General features: G+C 65.0%; 18 protein-coding genes. 3 read left to right on the forward strand and 15 right to left on the reverse strand.

Annotation, left to right across the window (positions count from 1 at the left end; all coding sequences use genetic code 11):
* Positions 1-99: 99 nt before the first annotated feature.
* Together FHY18_RS12925 and speD are read right to left on the reverse strand one after the other, a co-directional pair.
* Complete coding sequence (locus FHY18_RS12925) at positions 100-414, reverse strand: multidrug efflux SMR transporter (RefSeq protein ID WP_005990694.1); 315 nt, start codon at positions 412-414, stop codon at positions 100-102.
* 163 nt (positions 415-577) lie between these two features.
* The gene (gene speD / locus FHY18_RS12930) at positions 578-1,372 is read right to left on the reverse strand and encodes an adenosylmethionine decarboxylase (protein ID WP_005990692.1); all 795 of its coding nucleotides are present in this window, start codon (positions 1,370-1,372) and stop codon (positions 578-580) included.
* Between the two features lie 137 nt (positions 1,373-1,509).
* Here speD and crp point away from each other — a divergent pair, with 137 nt between their 5' ends.
* The gene (gene crp / locus FHY18_RS12935) at positions 1,510-2,202 is read left to right on the forward strand and encodes a cAMP-activated global transcriptional regulator CRP (RefSeq protein WP_029218612.1); all 693 of its coding nucleotides are present in this window, start codon (positions 1,510-1,512) and stop codon (positions 2,200-2,202) included.
* Positions 2,203-2,497: 295 nt separating this feature from the next.
* Here crp and FHY18_RS12940 read toward each other — a convergent pair whose 3' ends face one another.
* The 12 genes from FHY18_RS12940 to rpe all read right to left on the reverse strand — a co-directional run bounded on the left by FHY18_RS12940 (position 2,498) and on the right by rpe (position 13,019).
* Positions 2,498-3,214, reverse strand: a complete 717-nt coding sequence (locus FHY18_RS12940; protein ID WP_259155798.1) for a haloacid dehalogenase-like hydrolase — start codon at positions 3,212-3,214, stop codon at positions 2,498-2,500.
* Positions 3,207-4,004 carry an indole-3-glycerol phosphate synthase TrpC gene (trpC, locus tag FHY18_RS12945; RefSeq protein ID WP_259155799.1) on the reverse strand — a complete coding sequence of 266 codons (798 nt, stop codon included), beginning with the start codon at positions 4,002-4,004 and terminating at the stop codon, positions 3,207-3,209. Before trpC ends, FHY18_RS12940 begins: the two co-directional genes overlap by 8 nt.
* 142 nt (positions 4,005-4,146) lie before the next feature.
* On the reverse strand, positions 4,147-5,184 hold the full coding sequence (gene trpD, locus FHY18_RS12950) for an anthranilate phosphoribosyltransferase (RefSeq protein WP_259155800.1): 1,038 nt from the start codon (positions 5,182-5,184) through the stop codon (positions 4,147-4,149).
* A 125-nt stretch (positions 5,185-5,309) separates the two neighbouring features.
* Positions 5,310-5,942, reverse strand: a complete 633-nt coding sequence (locus FHY18_RS12955) for a flavin reductase family protein (RefSeq protein WP_259155801.1) — start codon at positions 5,940-5,942, stop codon at positions 5,310-5,312.
* Positions 5,939-6,136 carry a hypothetical protein gene (locus FHY18_RS12960; protein WP_259155802.1) on the reverse strand — a complete coding sequence of 66 codons (198 nt, stop codon included), beginning with the start codon at positions 6,134-6,136 and terminating at the stop codon, positions 5,939-5,941. Before FHY18_RS12960 ends, FHY18_RS12955 begins: the two co-directional genes overlap by 4 nt.
* 5 nt (positions 6,137-6,141) lie before the next feature.
* On the reverse strand, positions 6,142-6,720 hold the full coding sequence (locus tag FHY18_RS12965; RefSeq protein ID WP_259155803.1) for an aminodeoxychorismate/anthranilate synthase component II: 579 nt from the start codon (positions 6,718-6,720) through the stop codon (positions 6,142-6,144).
* Between the two features lie 10 nt (positions 6,721-6,730).
* A complete protein-coding gene (locus FHY18_RS12970) occupies positions 6,731-7,513 on the reverse strand; it encodes an SIMPL domain-containing protein (protein ID WP_259155804.1) in 783 nt (260 codons plus the stop codon).
* A gap of 18 nt (positions 7,514-7,531) precedes the next feature.
* Positions 7,532-8,608 (reverse strand): aminotransferase class I/II-fold pyridoxal phosphate-dependent enzyme, encoded by a 1,077-nt coding sequence (locus tag FHY18_RS12975; RefSeq protein WP_259155805.1) that lies wholly within the window; start codon positions 8,606-8,608, stop codon positions 7,532-7,534.
* Positions 8,608-10,083 (reverse strand): anthranilate synthase component I, encoded by a 1,476-nt coding sequence (gene trpE / locus FHY18_RS12980; protein ID WP_259155806.1) that lies wholly within the window; start codon positions 10,081-10,083, stop codon positions 8,608-8,610. Before trpE ends, FHY18_RS12975 begins: the two co-directional genes overlap by 1 nt.
* A 455-nt stretch (positions 10,084-10,538) precedes the next feature.
* Positions 10,539-11,468: a lipid kinase YegS gene (gene yegS, locus FHY18_RS12985; protein WP_259155807.1), complete on the reverse strand. Its 930-nt coding sequence runs from the start codon at positions 11,466-11,468 to the stop codon at positions 10,539-10,541.
* 361 nt (positions 11,469-11,829) lie between these two features.
* On the reverse strand, positions 11,830-12,321 hold the full coding sequence (locus FHY18_RS12990; RefSeq protein WP_259155808.1) for a GNAT family N-acetyltransferase: 492 nt from the start codon (positions 12,319-12,321) through the stop codon (positions 11,830-11,832).
* Entirely contained in the window at positions 12,318-13,019 is a 702-nt protein-coding gene (gene rpe / locus FHY18_RS12995; protein WP_259155809.1) for a ribulose-phosphate 3-epimerase, read from the reverse strand. Before rpe ends, FHY18_RS12990 begins: the two co-directional genes overlap by 4 nt.
* Positions 13,020-13,308: 289 nt before the next feature.
* Between rpe and FHY18_RS13000 the strand changes: the two genes are divergently transcribed.
* The gene (locus FHY18_RS13000; RefSeq protein WP_259155810.1) at positions 13,309-14,148 is read left to right on the forward strand and encodes an outer membrane beta-barrel protein; all 840 of its coding nucleotides are present in this window, start codon (positions 13,309-13,311) and stop codon (positions 14,146-14,148) included.
* Between the two features lie 117 nt (positions 14,149-14,265).
* Here the strand turns inward: FHY18_RS13000 and FHY18_RS13005 are convergent, their stop codons facing one another.
* Entirely contained in the window at positions 14,266-14,595 is a 330-nt protein-coding gene (locus FHY18_RS13005) for a J domain-containing protein (protein ID WP_046963407.1), read from the reverse strand.
* A 207-nt stretch (positions 14,596-14,802) separates the two neighbouring features.
* Between FHY18_RS13005 and FHY18_RS13010 the strand changes: the two genes are divergently transcribed.
* Positions 14,803-15,729 (forward strand): phosphoribosylaminoimidazolesuccinocarboxamide synthase, encoded by a 927-nt coding sequence (locus FHY18_RS13010; protein ID WP_259155811.1) that lies wholly within the window; start codon positions 14,803-14,805, stop codon positions 15,727-15,729.
* Positions 15,730-15,783 lie beyond the last annotated feature (54 nt).

Here is a 15,783-nt window from a genome sequence, read left to right on the forward strand (position 1 = left end):
AAGGGGGCGCGCCGAAGGCGCGGGGATAGGTAGCCACGAAGTCGGGGCCCAAGATTTGCAAAGCAAATCTTGGGGGTCAGAACCGCGAAGCGGAGCTGACTACGACACCAACTTCAATCCAATCACCCCGGCGACGATCAGCCCGATGCAGGCCAGACGCGACCACGATGCGCTGTCGCCAAACAGGGCGATGCCGGCAATGGTCACGCCCAGTGCGCCGATGCCGGTCCAGATCGCGTAGCCGGTACCGACCGGAATCGTCTTCAGCGCCTGGGTCAAGAACCACAGGCTGATGCCGGCCAGGCCGATCGTCAGCACGGTTGGCCACAGCCGCGTAAACCCGTCGCTGTATTTCAGGCCCATGGCGAAGCCGATTTCGAACAGGCCGGCCAGTACAAGATAGATCCAGGGCATTGCAGTACTCCTCACAGAAAAAACGGACAAAAAAAAAAGCGACCCAGTGTCTGCACACTGGGCCGCCGTCGGCTGTGGAACGCGAGGTCATCGCGTGGCGGGCCGTCCCGCCTTGAGTCGTTGACGCACCTGAAACAAGGGCGCAACCGGTCGTTCTTTACGATTACTCGCTCAGGTTACGCCCATGGAAAAGCTCTTCGATCTCGCGCTTGAGCAGCGTCTCGATCTTCATGCGCTCCTTGAACGACAGGTTCTTGGCACGCTCCTCGAACAGGTACTGGTCCAGGTCGAAATCCTTCAGGTGCATCTTGGTGTGGAAGATGTTTTCCTGATAGACGTTCACATCGAACATCTCGTAGCGCGACTTCACGTTCTTGGCGAGGAAGTGCTGGATCGAGTTGATCTTGTGGTCGATGTAGTGCTTCTTGCCCTTCACATCGCGGGTGAAGCCACGGACGCGGTAGTCCATGATCACGATGTCCGATTCCAGGCTTTCGATCAGGTAGTTCAGGGCCTTCAGCGGCGAGATGACGCCACAGGTGGCGACATCGATGTCGGCGCGGAACGTGGCGATGCCTTCCTGCGGATGCGTCTCCGGGTATGTATGGACAGTTATATGGCTCTTGTCCATATGAGCAACCACGGCGTCGGAGATCAGCTCCTTACCGGCCTGCTTCTTGTCGATCACCGGTTCTTCGGAGATCAGGATCGTCACCGATGCGCCCTGCGGATCGTAGTCCTGACGTGCGATATTGAGGATGTTGGCGCCAATGATCTCGGCCACATCGGTCAGGATCTGCGTCAGACGATCGGCGTCGTACTGCTCATCGATATACTCGATGTAGCGCTGACGCTCTTCTTCGGTACGCGCATAACAGACGTCGTAGATGTTGAAGCTCAACGCCTTGGTGAGGTTGTTGAACCCCTGTAGCCTCAGGCGAGGCAACGGCTTGACCACGTCGGTCTGTCCTTATGGAAAGCGGGAAAGGAGTCAATTATGAGCCAAAGATCCCAGCAACGAAATGCCGATGTTGAGAATGGTTTACCTTGCATGACTCATGCCGTTAAGCTTCAGGAATTACACGCGGAACTACCATGAGCCCAGGAAACACGACGGTTGTCACTACGACGGTACGTAACGCTACCCCTTCACTGGCGCTGGACGCGGGCACCATCGAGCGTTTTCTGGCGCACAGCCACCGCAGGCGCTATCCGACCCGGACCGATGTGTTCCGGCCAGGAGACCCGGCCGGCACCCTCTACTATGTGATCAGCGGCTCGGTGAGCATCATTGCCGAGGAAGATGACGATCGTGAGTTGGTGCTGGGCTACTTCGGTAGCGGCGAGTTCGTCGGCGAGATGGGGTTGTTCATCGAATCCGACACGCGCGAAGTGATCCTGCGCACCCGCACCCAGTGCGAATTGGCGGAGATCAGCTACGAGCGCCTGCAGCAGCTGTTTCAGACCAGCCTGTCGCCGGATGCCCCCCGCATCCTGTACGCGCTGGGTGTTCAGCTTTCGAAACGGCTGCTCGATACCACAAGGAAAGCCAGCCGCCTGGCGTTCCTGGATGTGACCGACCGCATCGTGCGCACCTTGCACGATCTGTCCAAGGAACCGGAAGCGATGAGCCATCCACAGGGCACGCAGCTGCGTGTTTCGCGGCAGGAGCTCGCACGCCTGGTCGGTTGCTCGCGCGAAATGGCCGGACGGGTGCTCAAGAAGCTGCAGGCCGATGGCTTGCTGCATGCACGCGGCAAGACCGTCGTGCTGTACGGCACGCGCTAAGCGCACGGCGCAGCCAGTGCCCAGTGCACTGGCTGCCTGCCGATGTCACAACCAAGACAGTGCCGCTCTGTGCTTTAGCGCTCGCTTGGCACCACTCGATGGCGCGGTTTTGCGCGATACCTCTTATAAGAGAGTTTGCAACCGATCAGGCCGCACGGTCTGTACTGCGATTGCATCACAGTCCTGACGATCCGTTGATCGCAGCAGCCTCAGGCGTCTGCCGACCAATCACCTGCGAGACGGGCGGTCTGTCGGTGCGACTGGGCAATGTCTTGGCCAGACGCTTGCGCCTGTCTCAGAGCGCCTTGCCTCCACGGTCGCGGCAACCCCAGTTGAGGATCGGCGTGCCGGCGGGCAGCACCTGCCGGAACAGCTCTTCGCGATTGGCCTTGGGATTGACCACCACCGGCGCGCGTGCAGCCTTCAACAGCGGCAGGTCTGCGGTGCTGTCCGAATACGCGATGGCGATGTCGGCGTAACCGCGCTCGCGCAGCATGCGCATCTTTTCTTCGTTGTGGCAGTGGCGCCGCGCGGTGACCGCGCCCAGCCGCGGCCCGACCAGGCTGCCGATCACCGGCACGTCCTGATGGGCCACGAACCCGAGAATCGCGCGCGCCAGCTCGGGCGGCGCGCCGGTGGCGACCACCACGCGATCGCCGGCAGCGCGGTGGTCGGTGAAGACCTTCAGTGCGTGCGGAAGCAGGCGCTGCCGGATCTGCGCTTCATGCTTGAGCACGTAAGCGTCGATGAAACGATTGAACTCGCGCGCACGGTGCAGGCCGAAGGTGGCAATCCAGACGTAACCGGATACGCCGCGGCGGCGGGTGGGCAGCATCGCCACCATGGGTCCGAGAATCGGCGAGGCCAGCAGCGCAACCAGCAGACGCAGCGGGTTGCGCTTGATCAACCAGGCGAACAGATGGCTGCCCGAATCGCCATCGTACATGGTGTGGTCGAAATCGAAGACCACCAGCGGCGCATCGTCGCGCGGTGCGGGAAACGACTCAGTCATGCGCGAAGAATAGCTGACGCAGCGACTCGCCGGGTTCGGGCGCACGCATGAAGGTCTCGCCGACCAGAAACGCGTTCACGCCATGGCTGCGCATCAGCTGGACGTCGGCATGGGTGACGATGCCGCTTTCGGTGACCAGGATGCGGTCGCGCGGCACTGCAGCGCGCATGTCCAGCGTGGTCTGCAGCGACACTTCGAAGGTGCGCAGATTGCGGTTGTTGATGCCGATCAGAGGCACCGGCACCTGCACCGCGCGCTCGAGTTCGTCGATGTCGTGCACTTCCACCAGCACGTCCAGCCCCAGTTGCATCGCCAGGCCGGAGAGATCGGCCAGCTGCGCGTCTTCCAGCGCCGAGACGATCAGCAGGATGCAGTCGGCCCCCAGCACGCGCGCTTCGTAGACCTGGTACGGGTCGACGGTGAAATCCTTGCGCAGCACCGGCAGCGTGCAGGCGTCGCGCGCCTGGCGCAGATAGGCATCCGAACCCTGGAAGAAATCCACATCGGTCAGCACCGACAGGCAGCTGGCGCCGCCGAATTCGTAGCTGACCGCAATGTCGGCCGGATGGAAATCCGGGCGGATCACGCCCTTGGACGGGCTGGCCTTCTTCACTTCGGCGATCACGGCAGGCTCGCCAGCGGCGATACTGGCCTGCATGGCGGCGGCGAACCCGCGCGTGAGCGGCAGGTCTGCGCTGCGTGCGACCAGTTCGGCCAGCGGCACGCGCACACTGCGCTCGGCGATTTCTTCGGCCTTGCGGGCAAGGATGGTGTTGAGGATATCGCTCATGGTATCGGGTCCTGGCGGGCGGGCATTATCGGTCAAGACGACCACAACGGGCCGTTGCTGCACGCGAACATGCGCAGCATGCCCATTGGAGGGGTGAGGATGCGGCCGCGCGATTGCCGCAACGTTGCGGCCGGATGCATGGTCAGCGCGATGCACCGAGCTGACGCGTAAAGGCGACATACGCGTCCAGACGGGCGCGCGCCGAACCATCGGCCAGCACCGCACGCGCACGCACCACGCCGGCAGCGATGCTGTCGGAGACGCCTGCCACATACAAGGCCGCGCCCGCGTTGAGCGCGACGATGTCCAGTGCCGGGCCGGGCACGTTGTCCAGCACCTGCAACAGCATCGTGCGCGATTCGGCCGCATCGGCCACCTTGAGGTTGCGGCTGGCCGACATGGCGATGCCGAAATCTTCCGGATGCACTTCGTATTCGCGCACCTGGCCATCGCGCAATTCGCCGACCAGGGTGCCGGCGCCGAGCGAGAGTTCGTCCATGCCGTCGCGCCCCCACACCACCAGCGCGCGTTCGGCGCCAAGTTCCTGCAGCACGCGCGCCTGGATGCCAACCAGATCCGGATGGAACACGCCCATCAGGATGTTGGGCGAACCGGCCGGGTTGGTCAGCGGGCCCAGGATGTTGAAGATGGTGCGCACGCCCATTTCGCGACGGACCGGCGCTACCACCTTCATGGCCGGGTGATGCACCGGCGCGTACATGAAGCCGATACCGGTCTGTGCCAGCGATGCGGCAACCTGCTCGGGCTGCAGTTCGATCACCGCGCCCAATGCTTCCAGCGCGTCGGCGCTGCCGGATTTGGAGGACACGCTGCGGTTGCCATGCTTGGCGACCTTGGCGCCGCCGGCTGCAGCCACGAACATCGCGCAGGTGGAGATGTTGAAGGTATGCGAGCCATCGCCGCCGGTGCCGACGATGTCGACCATGTGCTGGCGGTCGGTCACTTCCACGCGGCGCGAGAATTCGCGCATCACCGTGGCGGCGCCGGCGATCTCGCCGATGGTTTCCTTCTTGACCCGTAACCCGGTGAGGATGGCGGCGACCATCATGTCCGAGACCTCGCCACGCATGATCTGGCGCATCAGCTCGACCATTTCGTCGTGGAAGATTTCGCGGTGTTCGATGGTGCGTTGCAGGGCTTCTTGGGGCGTGATGGGCATGGAAACGGCCATAGACAGGTGGAAAACGGCTGCAGGCGAGGCCTGCAGTGTGTCGCGCAAGGGTGACCGCACAGGGCTGGCACAGGCAGCCAGGTGCGCAGGACCGAATCGACGCGGTCAGTCGGTCATTGCCCGGGCCGATGCATGCGGAAGCGCGCCTGCGGCTGCACTTCGAAATAATCGGCCGGACCACCGGCCCGCAGAATGGTCTGCACCCTGGCCGGGTCGTAGACGCCGTCATCGAGCGCGGCATGCGCAAGATGCACACCTACCACTTCGCCGAGCACCAACCAGGTTTCTACGGCCTGGCCGCTTGCGCTGTGCAGCTGCAGCAGTTGACTCAACCGGCACTCGAAACTGACCGGGCTTGCGGCCACACGCGGCGCATCGATCACACGCGACGGCGCCATCTGCAACCCCGCAAGTGCGAACTCGTCGACCTCCGACGGCACCATCGCGGCGCTTGCGTTCATCGCCTCGGCAAGCGGGCGTGTGGCCAGATTCCAGGTGAACTGGCCGGTGGCTTCGATGTTACGCAGGCTGTCCTTGCGCCCGATGCTGGCAAAACCGACGATCGGCGGAGTGTAGTTGAAGGCGTTGAAGAAGCTATACGGCGCCAGATTGGCGATGCCCTCGGCGCTGCGCGAGCCGATCCAGCCGATCGGGCGCGGGCCGACGATGGCATTGAACGGGTCGTGCGGCAGCCCGTGGCCTTGCGCCGGCTCGTAGAAATGCATGCTGTCGTTGGACGTGTTCATCGCGAAATGACCTTGGGTAACTGCGAGGCATGCAGGCCTTGCTCGGCGATGCAGCGATGTCTGCGTGCGGCAGTGAAGCCGTCAGCGAACCACTGCGCCTTGCGCTGGCGGCAGCCATGCCGGCGCCGGTAACGCGCTGGCGCATGGATGTCGATGAAAGCCGTGCCGCCGGCGGCAACATGCGTTGCGAGCATCGCGATCAACGCTCCAGAAAGTTTTTCAGCAGGGCATGACCATGCTGGGTCAGGATCGACTCGGGATGGAACTGCACGCCTTCTACCGGGAACTGACGGTGGCGCAGACCCATGATCTCTTCCACCGAACCATCCGGATTCTCGGTCCAGGCGGTGACCTCCAGTGCATCCGGCAGGGTGGTCTTGTCCACCACCAGCGAGTGATAGCGCGTGGCCTCGTAGCTGTCCGGCAGGCCGGCGAACACGCCCTTGCCTTCGTGGCGGATCGGCGAGGTCTTGCCATGCATGATGTTACCGGCACGGATCACATCGCCGCCATAGACCTGGCCGATGCTCTGGTGGCCCAGGCACACGCCCAGGATCGGCGTGGTCTGGCCCAGCTGTTCGATCAGCTGCAGCGAAATGCCTGCCTCGTTGGGCGTGCACGGGCCGGGCGAGATCACGATGCGCTCGGGCTTGAGCGCAGCGATTTCATCGACGCTCATCGCATCGTTGCGCACCACCGTGACCTCGGCGCCCAGCGCCTGCAGGTACTGCACGAGGTTGTAGGTGAAGCTGTCGTAGTTATCGAGCATCAGCAGCATGGCAAGGGACTCATTGCGCGATCAGGAAGACCGCATAGATGTTTTCTGTGTAGGTGATGGTGCCGGTCAGCAGGCTTTCGCCCACGCCCTGCACGCCAGCAGCCGGTGCGGGCGGCGGCGGTGGGGCCGGCGGCGATGGCGGAGAGACCACCGAGCCCGGCCTTGGCGCATTGGGTGCCGACCAGGTGCCTGCTTCGACACCGTAGGCAAAGCTGGGGGCAACATCGGAGATGCTGTAGATCCCGCCAAGCCGCACACCGTAGGCGGCGGCAAGCCCCTGGGCAGATTCGCGCGACTGCGTGGCCGCTTCGCGCTTGAGGGCTGCACGCAATGCGGCCGCATCGGCGAACGCTGTCTGCATCGACAGCACCTGGACATTCTCGTTGGCATCCAGTCCGCCGAGAAAGGCACGCACATCCTTCAAGGACGTGAAGGTGCCGCGGATCTTGCGCTCCACCTGGGTTCCCTGGAAGGCCAGCTTGCCGTTCTCGTAGCGGGATTGCGGAGAGATCGACAGTGCCGAAGCGTAGAGCGAATCCTTCATCACGTGATTGCGCTGAAGCCCCTGCAAGACCTGCTTGGCGCGCTCCTCGACGAATTGCCGTGCCAGATCCGGCTGCAGGTCGGTCTTGCTGATCTTCAGATCGACGATGAAACGATCCGGATCGACGGTACGAAATGCCTGCCCTTTCACCAGCAAATGCGGTTGCGATGGCAAGGTATTGATCTGCGCCGATGCCATCGCGGGCAACATCAGGGCGCCAGCGATCATCCAACCTGCGAGTCTTTTCATCGTCATCATCCTTGTATCCTAGAAGCGGTCCTGAAATAGGGGATCTTGATGAAGAACTGCGACATCCGCACACAGGCGATCGACCGCATCGGCCGTGGTCGCCCATGAGGTCACCAAGCGAATGACCAGCCGCCCATCGCTGCGCGTTTCCCAGCGTTCGAAGTCGTAGCGCTGCGCGAGCCCCTCGGCCTGCTGCGCGGTGACGGCGACGAATTGCTGATTGGTTGGCGAGTCGCTGGTGAATTCCACGCCTGCGGCCAGCAGGCCGGCGCGCAGGCGCTGCGCCATGGCGTTGGCGTGCGCGGCAAGCTCGAAGAACAAGCCATCTTCGAACAAGGTGGCAAATTGCACGCCGAGCACCATGCCCTTGGCCAACAGCGCGCCACGTTGCTTGATCAGATAGCGCAGATCGGCCTGCAGGGCGGGATGGATCACGACCAAGGCTTCGCCGAGCAGCGCACCGTTCTTGGTGCCGCCGATGTAGAACGCATCGGTGAGCGCGGCAATGGTCGGCAGATCCAGATCGTTACCGTTGGCAGTCAGCGCTGCGCCCAGCCGCGCGCCATCCAGATACAGCAGCAGATCGCGTTCGCGACAGAAGCGCGACAGCGCTTCGAGTTCGGCACGCGTGTAGATGGTGCCGCTTTCGGTACTGTTGGAGAGATAGACCAGCCGCGGCTGCACCATGTGCTCGTTGCTGTGCACCGCAAGCACCGGCGCGATCACCGCAGGCGTCAGCTTGTCGTGCAGCGCCGGTACGGTAAGCACCTTGTGGCCGGTTGCCTCGATGGCGCCGGTCTCGTGCGTTGCGATGTGCCCGGCTTCGACCGCAATCACCGCCTGGTGCGGGCGCAGGAATGCGCTGATCGCAATCAGGTTGGCCTGCGTGCCGCCCACCAGCAGCTGCACGGCGGCCTGCGGCTGCGCGATGGCATCGCGAATCAATGCCGCCGCACGCTCGCTATGCCGATCGGTGCCATAGCCGCCGTTCTGCTCGACACTGGCCTGCACGACCGCCTGCAGCACACGCGGATGCGCGCCTTCGCTGTAATCGTTGCGAAAACTGATGCGCGCAGCGCTGCCCTGCCCGTCCATCACAGCCCCTTGGCGGCCTGGGCGACGGCGCGGAACAGCGCGCGTCCCTTGTTCATGGTCTCCTGCCATTCCAGGTCCGGGTCGGAGTCGTAGACCACGCCGCCGCCGGCTTGCACGTACAGATAACCGTCCTGGATCACCGCGGTGCGGATCGCAATCGCAGTGTCGGCATCGCCGTGCCAGCCGATATAACCGACCGCACCGGAATACACATTGCGCTTTACCGGCTCCAGCTCACGGATGATTTCCAGCGCGCGGATCTTCGGTGCGCCGCTGACGGTGCCGGCCGGGAAGGTGGCGCGCAGCACGTCGCTGTAATTGAGGCCGGCCTTGAGCGTGCCAGTGACCTCGCTGACGATATGCATGACATGGCTATAGCGTTCGATGACGAACTGCTCGCCCACCTTGACCGTGCCCGCTTCGGCGACGCGACCGACGTCGTTGCGGCCCAGATCGATCAGCATCACGTGCTCGGCGCGTTCTTTCGGGTCGGCCAGCAATTCTTCTTCCAGCGCCTTGTCCAGCTCGGGCGTGGCGCCACGCGGGCGGGTGCCGGCGATCGGCCGCACGGTGACCACCCCATCGCGCAGGCGCGCCAGGATTTCCGGCGACGAGCCCACCACCTGGGTGCCGCCGACATCGAGAAAATACATGTACGGCGAGGGATTGAGCGCGCGCAGCGCGCGATACACATCCACCGGGCGCGCCCGAAACGGCACGCGCAACCGCTGCGATGGCACTACCTGGAAGATATCGCCGGCGCGCACGTATTCCTGCGCCTTGCGCACCACCGCGTGGTACTCCTCGCGGGTAAACGAGGAATGGAAATCCGATTCGTCGATGGCATCGGAAATCTGCGCCTGCGGATACCCGGCGCCGCCCTGCCGCAGGCGGTGCGCCAACTCGTCCAGTCGACGGTTGGCGCGCACATAGGCCTGCGGCTGGCGCGGGTCGGCATGCACGATCAGGTACAGCCGGCCCTTGAGGTTGTCGAACACCGCCAGCTCTTCGGAGAGCATCAGCAGGATGTCGGGCGTGCCCAGCTCATCGGGTTTGTCGCCCGTGCCCAGGCGAGGTTCGATGTACTGGATGCATTCGAAGCCGAACCAGCCCACCAGCCCGCCGGTGAAGCCGGGCAAGCCGTCGAGTTGCGGCACCGAATGCTCGGCGCGCAACGCGTCGACTTCGGCCAGCGGATCGGCGACCTGCCGGGTGTCGATGACCTCGCCGTGCTCGCTGACTTCCAGCGTGTGGCCGCGGAAGCTGTACACACGCCGCGCCGGCAGGCCGATGATGGAATAGCGCCCGAAGCGCTCACCGCCTTCGACCGATTCGAACAGATAGGTGTAAGCGCCGTCGGCGAGCTTCAGATAGACCGACAGCGGCGTGTCCAGGTCGGACAGCACTTCGCGGACAACGGGGATACGGGTGTGACCTTCAGCGGCCTGGCGCTGGAACTGCTCTGCAGTGATCAAGACGACTTTCCTTCCGGGACTCTGTGGCGGGGCGGACGACGGCAACGGGCCACCATCGCCACCAGCGGCGAGCGGAAGAGAAGGAGCGTGGAGTCGTCAGGCGGGACACGCCACTACTGTAGCGCAAGTGCCGCTCCAGGGCAGCAGGCGCACAGGCAACTGCGGTGCACATTGCGAAGTTGGGTTGGGTTGGGTGTTGTCGGGCAGGCCGTCCGATGCGGACTGGCGGCGCTGCGGGCAGCGCGTGCCGTTGGTCATGCGTCTGTGCGCCGCAGGTCAGGCGTTGTTGGTCGCCGGTGCAGGGCAAGGTGCGCCTGGTGTCGGCATGGGTGTTGGCGCAGGAACCCTCACCCCAACCGCTCTCCCGCAGCGAGAGGGGCTTAAAGCAGTGCGCACCGCATGGTCAGGTTCTATCAATCCCCACTCCTGGCTCACCAATCACGACACCCAGGCGCTCACTCGCTGAGCAACGGGCAGTCCACCGGCAAATGCATCCGCAGCCGTGCCGGCACGCAGTCGATATGGAAATGCAGCGAGGTTTCCGGTTCGCCATCCAGGTTCAGCGTGAGCGGTTGCTGCGAGAGGATTTCCAGCCAGGGCAGCCGCGCGCGCACGGCGACGCGTTCCAACGCCGCCTGCTTTCCGCCGGTGACCAGGGTGCCAAGCGTGGCGGCCACCTCGCCGTTGAGCGCTGGCACGATGGTGACGTCGAGCAGTCCATCGTCGATCAAGGCCTCCGGGCACAACGCCTGACCGCCGCCGGCCTGGCGCCCGTTGCCCAGGCCCAAGGCGATGAACTCGCCTTCCCAGCTGAAATCCGGACCTGAAAAACGGGCACTGATCGGGTCGATCCGGCCCAGCCGCGACATGCCGGTAATCAGGTAGGCCAGGCCGCCAAGCATTTTTTTCAGGCCTTCGTCGGTTTCCACCGTGACCTGGGTCCCGAAGCCGCCGCTGGCGACATTGGCGCACCAGTGGGGGCCATGTGCGGTGTCGATGCGCAGCAGGTCGATCGCGTGCGCGGGGCGCTCGGCAATCAGGTTCAGCGCGTGGAGCGGTTCGATCGGCACGTTGGCGGCCGTGGCGAAATCATTGGCGGTGCCCAACGGGACCAGGCCCAGCGATGGCAGGCTGTCGGCATCGCCGTGGTGGTGCGCGAGCGCGGCGGCCACCTCGCTCAAGGTACCGTCGCCGCCGGCGGCCACCACCGTCTGCACGCCATCGGCAACCGCTTCGGCAACGTAACGTTCGGCGTCACCCTCTTCCCAGGTGACGCGCACTTCGAGCTGCACGCCGCGGTTGCGCAACTCCCCCACCGCCTCACGCAGGTCCAGATTATCGGTGGACTTGCCGTTGAGGATCAGACGCCAGTGGGACGGGGCCATGCGCGCTGCCGATGCTGTGAGGGTGGTGGCCGCAGGCTAGCAGCGCGCCGATGGGTGGATCGTGAATACGTAATGCCATCGGGCTGTCATGGGCATGTCATCGACAACCCGGAGAGTAGAAGGCCATAGCAGGGACGACGGGCGGAGGCAGGATCAGCCTCCAATTTTCTTGAAGGCCGCTCCGGGTGGAGCGGCCTTCCTTTTGTGCGCGCTGCGGGGCGCGCAGCGACCAACAACGACTGCGCTCAGCGTCAGGCGGACTGGCGGTGCTCGTAACGGCATGGACCACGGGCAGATTCCGGCGCTGAGTGCGCCGCCCGTGTCCAGCTTTCGACTGCTCGCCCGGGTCTGCCGGCCGCTGTCAACCGCCCGCGGCAAATGCGGCCAGGCGCTCGCCATCGAGCCGGTACACCGTCCAACCGTCCATCGGGCGGGCGCCGACCGCCTGATAAAAGTCGATGGCCGGCTGATTCCAGTCCAGCACCGACCATTCGAAGCGTCCGCAGCCACGCCGCACCGCCAACCGGGCCAGATACCGCAGCAGCATCAGGCCGGCGCCCTTGCCGCGCGCTTCCGGGCGTACGAACAGGTCTTCCAGGTACAGGCCGTTGCGGCCCAGCCAGGTCGAGTAGTTGAAGAAATACACCGCAAAGCCCAATGCCTGGCCGTCTTGCTCGCAGATCAGCGCATGCGCGGTGGCGCGCTCGCCGAACAGGCTGGCGTGCAGGTCGCCGGGAGTGGCCTTGACCGCGTCGGGCTCGCGCTCGTAGACGGCCAACGCGGTGATCAGCTCATGCAACAGCGGCACATCGTCGGGTGTGGCGGGACGGATCTGCGGCACCGGCTGGCTCATCGCACCGCATCCACCGCCGCGCGCATCTGCGCGATCACCTGCGCATAGTCGGGCGCATTGAAGATCGCCGAGCCAGCCACGAAGGTATCGGCGCCGGCGGCAGCAATTGCGCCGATATTGTCGGCCTTGACCCCGCCATCGACCTCCAGCCGGATCGGCTTGCCCAGCGCATCGATCTTGCTGCGGATGGCGCGCAACTTATCCAGTGCCGACGGGATGAACGCCTGCCCGCCGAAACCGGGGTTGACCGACATCACCAGCACCAGATCCAGCTCCGGCAGCACCCAATCGAGAATATCCACCGGGGTGGCCGGGTTGAGCACCAGCCCGGCCTGGCAGCCGTGCGACTTGATCAGCTGGATCGTGCGATGCACATGGCGGCTGGCTTCGGGATGGAAGCTGATGGTCGTGGCGCCAGCCTCGGCGAAATCCGGCACGATGCGATCCACCGGCTCGACCATCAGGTGCACGTCGATCGGCGCGGTGATGCCGTGCTTGCGCAGGGCCTGGCACACCATGGGGCCGATGGTCAGATTGGGCACGTAATGGTTGTCCATCACGTCGAAGTGCACCCAGTCGGCGCCGGCCTTGAGGACGTTGTTCACCTCTTCGCCAAGACGGGCGAAATCGGCGGACAGGATGGACGGGGCGATTGCCGTCGGTTGCATGGGCAGCTCGGGAAAATGCAGGAGCCCCATTGTCGCAACCAGGGACCGGCGAGGAAAGCCGAGCCCGGCCGGAGGTTTGACCCAACCATCGCATGGATGGCAGGGGTCCGGCCGTGCCTGGCATCCAGGCGAGCATCGGTAGCGCCGCAGGGGGCGCCCCCCCCTCCCCAAGTCCGCATCGTCCGGATAGCGTCCTGGCGTGCGCCCGGCGGGGCCGCACGGACGAGCGCGTCGCAAAACGCAGGCGCCGGTGCATCCGTAGCGGACGCGAGCGCGTACGTACCAGACCGGCGCGCCGCGCCAGATGCAAGGAGACCGCATGAAAACCACCCCGCTCGCTTCCGCCGCTCTCGTCCTGCTGGCCCTGGCCCCTTCGGCCTGGGCACAAACCGGCCCGGCCGACTGGTCCGGCTTTTCCCTAGGCGCCAATGTGGGCGGTGCCGATCCTGCCGGGGTGTCCGGCGGCCGTTTCGGCTTCGACACCAACCTGGATGGCCGCGACGGCGACCAGGTCAGCACCGCCACCGGTACCGATGCGTTCTCGCCCGGCTTTTGCGGCGGCGCGGCGGCCGGGCGCACGCCGGCCAGCGGCTGCAGCAAGGACAAGGGCGGCGCCGAATACGGGGCGCGGCTGGGCTACGACTGGCAGGCCGGCAACTGGGTCTATGGCGTCGTGGCCGAGTACACCCGCAACGACATCCGCGACAGCGTCAGCGCCTTCAGCACCACGCCTGCGCTGTACACCTTCACCCGCCAGCTCAACCGTACCGCTGCGTTGCGCGGCCGGATCGGCTATGCCTTCGGCCAGCAGGGCGATTACCTGGCGTACTTCACCGCCGGCGTGGCGCGCGGCGAGTTCGACCACAGCTTTGCCAGCAGCAACACCGCCAACAGCTTCACCGGCAGCGGCGGCGACAGCGCCGACGGCTATCAGGCCGGCGTCGGCCTGCAGCGTCATTTGAGCGACCATGTCTCGGTGGGCGTGGAATACCTGTTCACCCGCCTGCAGGACGAAGACACCCGCGTGCGCGTGGGGCCGGGCACCGCGCCGGCCACCAACCCGTTCCTGCGCGTCAATCCGGCCGGCACCGACCTGCGCCGCACCGACACCGACTTTTCGACCAATGCGGTACGGCTGACGGCGACGTATCGCTTCTGATGACTGCCTGATGGCAGCGCCCCCCGGGCTGGGGCTGGGGGCGCTGTTTTTTTGGGGATGCGCGGCGACCCGGCGTGCTGCCAACTTTAGAACGCGCTAGACAGTCCCCTCATCCAGTCAGCGCTTGCGTAGCCGCTGGATCCGGTCGTAGGCGGCGTTGATCTGGCTGGCTTTTTTTTCGGCTTGGCGACGGGCTTCCGGGTCGGCGTTGGCCACCTTGTCCGGGTGGTAGCGCGACATCAGCCGGCGATAGGCCAGATCGATCTCGGCCGTGGTGGCGTCCGGCTCCAGTCCAAGGGCTTCGTACGGGTTTTCCGCGCGCCGCTTGAACCAGCCGGCATCCACCGCGTGCCCGATGGCCAGGCCGATCATCAGCCCCACGAAGGGCGCGCCGCGGAACAGCAGGGCGCCGGCCAATGCGCCGAGCAGTTTTCCGTACCAGGACATGAGCGATCGGGGGCGGCAAGGCGGGCTGGCGATCTTACCCGAACGCCCGCCCGGCCTGGCTGACGGGCCGTCGACACCGAGTGTGCGGCGGCGGCCAATAAATCCAGCGGGGCGCGCCGAAGCGCCGTACACTACGCGGCCCGCTGCACACCCGCGGGCCCGCCGGGTCCCGGGGACAGCGTCATAGCGACGTCCTTAGGAGTGCCTGTGTCGACCACGCTGTTGCAATCCGATCTGCCCGGCCTGCCGTTGCGTCATCGTGGCAAGGTCCGCGATGTCTTCGATATTCCCCGCGAGCGCCTGCCCGCCGATGCGCCGCCCGGCGACTACCTGCTGATGGTGGCCACCGACCGCCTGTCCGCGTTCGATGTGGTGTTGCCGGACCCGATCCCCGGCAAGGGCGAGATGCTGTGCCAGGTCTCCAATTTCTGGTTCCACAAGACCGACCACCTGATGCCCAACCACCTGGTCAACATCGCGGTGGAGCAGGTGCTGCCCGACGGTGTGGACCCGACGCTCTATGCCAAACGTGCAGTGGTCACGCGCAAGCTCAAGCCGGTGCCGGTGGAAGCGATCGCGCGCGGCTATCTGATCGGCAGCGGCTGGAAGGACTATCAGCGCACCGGCAAGGTCAGCGGCATCGAATTGCCCGACGGCCTGCGCCAGGCCGAGAAACTGCCCGAGCCGATCTTTACCCCATCGACCAAGGCCGCCGTCGGCGACCATGACGAAAACATCGACTTCGACGCGATGGTCAAGACCGTGGGCGCCGAACTGGCCGAGCGCGTGCGCGATGCCACCTTGCGCATTTACCGCTTCGCCGCGGATTTTGCCGCCGAACGCGGCATTCTGCTGGCCGACACCAAGTTCGAATTCGGCACCGACGCCGATGGCCGCCTGTACATCATGGACGAGATGCTGACCCCGGACTCGTCGCGCTACTGGCCGGCCGATCAATATGAAGTGGGCACCAGCCCGCCAAGCTACGACAAGCAGTTCGTGCGCGATTATCTGGAGACGCTGGACTGGGGCAAGACCGCACCGGGCCCGAGCCTGCCGGCAGAAGTGATCGAACGCACGCGCGCAAAATACGCCGAGGCACTGCAGCGGTTGGCGGGTATTTCGGTCGATTGAGTTTTGGAGCCCCGCTCTCGGGGCTTTAGCACTGCACTGAAGCAGCAATGGTGG

Source organism: Xanthomonas sp. 3793, assembly GCF_024806835.1.
Taxonomy (GTDB): domain Bacteria; phylum Pseudomonadota; class Gammaproteobacteria; order Xanthomonadales; family Xanthomonadaceae; genus Xanthomonas; species Xanthomonas arboricola_F.

Excerpts from the sequence above, each read along its gene's own strand:
- FHY18_RS12925 (WP_005990694.1), bottom strand. The coding sequence starts at position 414 with ATGCCCTGGATCTATCTTGTACTGGCCGGCCTGTTCGAAATCGGCTTC.
- crp (WP_029218612.1), top strand. The coding sequence starts at position 1,510 with ATGAGCCCAGGAAACACGACGGTTGTCACTACGACGGTACGTAACGCT.
- FHY18_RS12940 (WP_259155798.1), bottom strand. The coding sequence starts at position 3,214 with ATGACTGAGTCGTTTCCCGCACCGCGCGACGATGCGCCGCTGGTGGTC.
- trpC (WP_259155799.1), bottom strand. The coding sequence starts at position 4,004 with ATGAGCGATATCCTCAACACCATCCTTGCCCGCAAGGCCGAAGAAATC.
- trpD (WP_259155800.1), bottom strand. The coding sequence starts at position 5,184 with ATGCCCATCACGCCCCAAGAAGCCCTGCAACGCACCATCGAACACCGC.
- FHY18_RS12955 (WP_259155801.1), bottom strand. The coding sequence starts at position 5,942 with ATGAACACGTCCAACGACAGCATGCATTTCTACGAGCCGGCGCAAGGC.
- FHY18_RS12960 (WP_259155802.1), bottom strand. The coding sequence starts at position 6,136 with ATGCTCGCAACGCATGTTGCCGCCGGCGGCACGGCTTTCATCGACATC.
- FHY18_RS12965 (WP_259155803.1), bottom strand. The coding sequence starts at position 6,720 with ATGCTGCTGATGCTCGATAACTACGACAGCTTCACCTACAACCTCGTG.
- FHY18_RS12970 (WP_259155804.1), bottom strand. The coding sequence starts at position 7,513 with ATGAAAAGACTCGCAGGTTGGATGATCGCTGGCGCCCTGATGTTGCCC.
- FHY18_RS12975 (WP_259155805.1), bottom strand. The coding sequence starts at position 8,608 with ATGGACGGGCAGGGCAGCGCTGCGCGCATCAGTTTTCGCAACGATTAC.
- yegS (WP_259155807.1), bottom strand. The coding sequence starts at position 11,468 with ATGGCCCCGTCCCACTGGCGTCTGATCCTCAACGGCAAGTCCACCGAT.
- FHY18_RS12990 (WP_259155808.1), bottom strand. The coding sequence starts at position 12,321 with ATGAGCCAGCCGGTGCCGCAGATCCGTCCCGCCACACCCGACGATGTG.
- rpe (WP_259155809.1), bottom strand. The coding sequence starts at position 13,019 with ATGGGGCTCCTGCATTTTCCCGAGCTGCCCATGCAACCGACGGCAATC.
- FHY18_RS13000 (WP_259155810.1), top strand. The coding sequence starts at position 13,309 with ATGAAAACCACCCCGCTCGCTTCCGCCGCTCTCGTCCTGCTGGCCCTG.
- FHY18_RS13005 (WP_046963407.1), bottom strand. The coding sequence starts at position 14,595 with ATGTCCTGGTACGGAAAACTGCTCGGCGCATTGGCCGGCGCCCTGCTG.